The following is a 3,018-nucleotide window of genomic DNA, read 5'->3' as shown; positions in this document are numbered from 1 at the left end:
ATTTTGAGATAGAGAATGAACCGCTAGTCAATGAACAAACGGTGAATAAATTTTACCCTACCATTGGGGCGGGAACATTTTTATATTCCGATAATTGGTATGTTGGCCTGTCGATCCCGAATTTCCTGACCAATGGTATTTATAACGATGAAGTCGCGGTTGTGGTGGAGGACAAAGTGCAGTTCAATTTTATAGGGGGATATGTTTTTGAGTTGAATGATGCCTTGAAACTTAAACCTGCCTTTATGGTCAATTACCTGCAGGGCGCCCCGGTAAATTTGAATGTGTCCTCCAACTTCCTAATCGATGATAAAGTTACCTTAGGGGCTTCTTATCGTCTTGACAACGCCTTAAGTGGCTTGGCAGGCTTTCAAGTGTCGAGTGGCATGTTCGTGGGATATTCCTATGATTACAATACCAATGGTCTGGGGGAGTATAACAACGGCTCCCATGAGATTATACTGAAATTCTATCTCGGAAAGGGTGGGGATCGCAACAGACAGCCCAAAACCAAGAATGCAAAAGGGAAGCCTAAGCAAATCGATACGCCAAGGTTCTTTTAAAAATGAAAGAAGACATTAAAATGAAAACAAAGGCTTTACTAGTATGCTGTTTTATGATCATAGCGACAACTTTCGCCCAAGAAAAAAAGTCGAAGGCCGATATTTTCTTTTATGGCTATGATTATAAAAGTGCGATTGTGGAATACCAAAGGGAAATGGCAAAAGCTCCCTTGAAAAATAACCAATTGTTGAACTTGGCAGATTCGTATTATAAATTGGGCAACTATAAGGATGCTTCTGAAATTTATCTGGATGTTAACAAGAAAGACTCGGTAATGTCTAACCATCGCCTAAACAATATGCTGCAGAGTTTGGCGAAAACTTCAAACGTAGATAGGGTACGGACGTTTCTCAATTCAAAACGGAACATCCTGCCCAATGAATTACTCGAAAATGCCGAATTCAATTATGAGTTGCTTTCCGGTAATGACGACACTTCAGAAATACAGATTATTAATTTGAACAGCAATAGTCCACAAGCAGATTTTGGTCCCGGGTTTTATGATGACAAACTACTTTTTAGTAGTGGTCGGTCAAAAAGCAATAAAAAGACCTATGAACCTTCAGGTGAGTCTTATTTGGATATTTATGAGGGCCAAATCAATGCTGATGGAAATGTTCGAAATGTAACTCCTTTTACGGCTATTGCCGAATCCAGATTTCATAAGGCAACGCCTTTTTTTTCAAAGGAACTTGGTAAGTTGTTCTATGTGCTTTCCAATACTTGGGAGGGTGAGCTCTTATTTGATGAGAATGGTAAGAACGCCTTGGCTATCGCATTGACGGACCTGAAAGGTAGCTTGACTTTTTTGCTCAAAGATCTCAGTACTTCCTTTTATTATCCGTTCTATGATGCAGCATCGTCCAAGCTCTATTTCGCTGCTAGTTTTGAGGATAGTTATGGGGGAACGGATTTGTATTATGTGTATACGAATAATGGGCAGATCATGTCAGAACCCACGAATCTTGGACCAAGGATAAACTCTCCAGGGAACGAGATAGCGCCCTTTATTTTTGAAAATAGCCTTTATTTTTCATCCGATATTTTTTATGGGATCGGTGGTATGGATATGTATAAGGCGAATATGCACTCTGATGGTTCTTTTGGGGTCCCCATAAATCTCGGTAAAAGTATAAACTCGACTTCTGATGACTTTGGCCTAATACTCAGGGAAAATGGGACAGAAGGCCTATTGGGATATTTTTCATCGAATCGGATCGGTGGTAAGGGCAATGACGATATTTATGGCATTAAAGTTAAAAACGAAATTGGCCTAAAAACCTTCACCATGAAAGGTCGTGTGGTGAACCTTAATTCGCAGGAAGGAATTCTAAAGGCAAAAGTAAGGCTATTGGATAAGGATGGCACTCAAATTAAGGAAGTGTATACCGATGAAGATGGGGAGTTTCGAATAGAGATTTCATGGCAGGACCATATTACCATCGAAGCCTCAAAGGATAGGTATTCAAATTTTTCTTCCGTCTTTGCCGAAAATGAATTAGAAGGGTTACAGGAACAAGGTTACGATATGGGCCTTTCATTCATTGATGATCTTTTGGATGAGAAAGAAGGCAAACAGGTCATTAAATTGCAAAAATTCTATTTTGATACTGGTAAGGCGGATATTTCACCAGTGATACAAACGGAACTCGATAAGGTGGTCAATGCGGTAAAGAGTTTCCCACAAGTAAAATTGGCCATTGAATCCTATACGAATAGTAAAGGGGCCAAAGCCACGAACAAAAAAATTTCCCAAAATAGGGCAGATGCCATTCGATCTTATTTAATGGCCCATGGGGTCGCTTCTTCCAACATCGTATCTTCAACCGGCTTTGGAGAGGAAAATTTGGTCAATAAGTGTGCAGATGGGGTGTATTGTCTTGATTTCTTGCATAAGCAAAATGATCGTACCCTGATAGTGATTACCAATGCTGAGGAATTATAGGTTTAAGCAGTGGTCTTTTCCACCTTTTTAAATCAATTGAACAACACGATCCAAAAGTAGTACACCGAGAAAAAGGAAAGAAAAATGATACCGGCATAGGTGAGTACCTGTAAGGGTTTTTTAGGCCGCATTTCTTTCGGTATTTCACTGCTCATCACATTTCTAAGATTCATATAACCGATAATCGGAGCAACCACGAATGAGACGAATGTGGCCAAAGCCACCAACTTTCCCATATTGGACCTGAAGCCAAAGACAACGATCAAGTTTATTATGGCCAATAGCACTACCAAGAAGGCAAATGGCCATTTCTTGCGCTGCAATCTTATTTTCGGGGATAGCAAATCAATCGTATCCAAACTTACCCGGGCAATGGCATCATGGGCAGACATGCAGGTACTGAACATGGTGGCAAAAGCTGCCGTGGCAATAAAAATATAGGCCCAATCCCCAATGTGGATGGTGAACAATTGAACCACTTGGTCCGCAAAATTCACTGCATTACCACT

The 3,018-nt window shown here is 40.4% G+C and carries 2 protein-coding genes and 1 pseudogene; 2 read left to right on the top strand and 1 reads right to left on the bottom strand.

All coding sequences use genetic code 11. The annotated features are described in order from the left end of the window. The coding region (locus WBM98_RS17430) for a PorP/SprF family type IX secretion system membrane protein (RefSeq protein WP_424367294.1) at positions 1-563 on the top strand (563 nt) is incomplete at its 5' end. A gap of 2 nt (positions 564-565) precedes the next feature. Continuing rightward, entirely contained in the window at positions 566-2,509 is a 1,944-nt protein-coding gene (locus WBM98_RS17425; RefSeq protein WP_424367293.1) for an OmpA family protein, read from the top strand. Positions 2,510-2,541: 32 nt separating this feature from the next. Here the strand turns inward: WBM98_RS17425 and WBM98_RS17420 are convergent. After that, positions 2,542-3,018, bottom strand: a pseudogene (locus WBM98_RS17420) (NRAMP family divalent metal transporter); the annotation flags it as partial.

Origin of the sequence: Maribacter sp. (genome assembly GCF_049667165.1) — a bacterium.
Lineage (GTDB): Bacteria > Bacteroidota > Bacteroidia > Flavobacteriales > Flavobacteriaceae > Maribacter_A.
This window is presented reverse-complemented; position numbering and strand designations above follow the sequence as displayed.

Excerpts from the sequence above, each read along its gene's own strand:
- WBM98_RS17425 (WP_424367293.1), top strand. The coding sequence starts at position 566 with ATGAAAGAAGACATTAAAATGAAAACAAAGGCTTTACTAGTATGCTGT.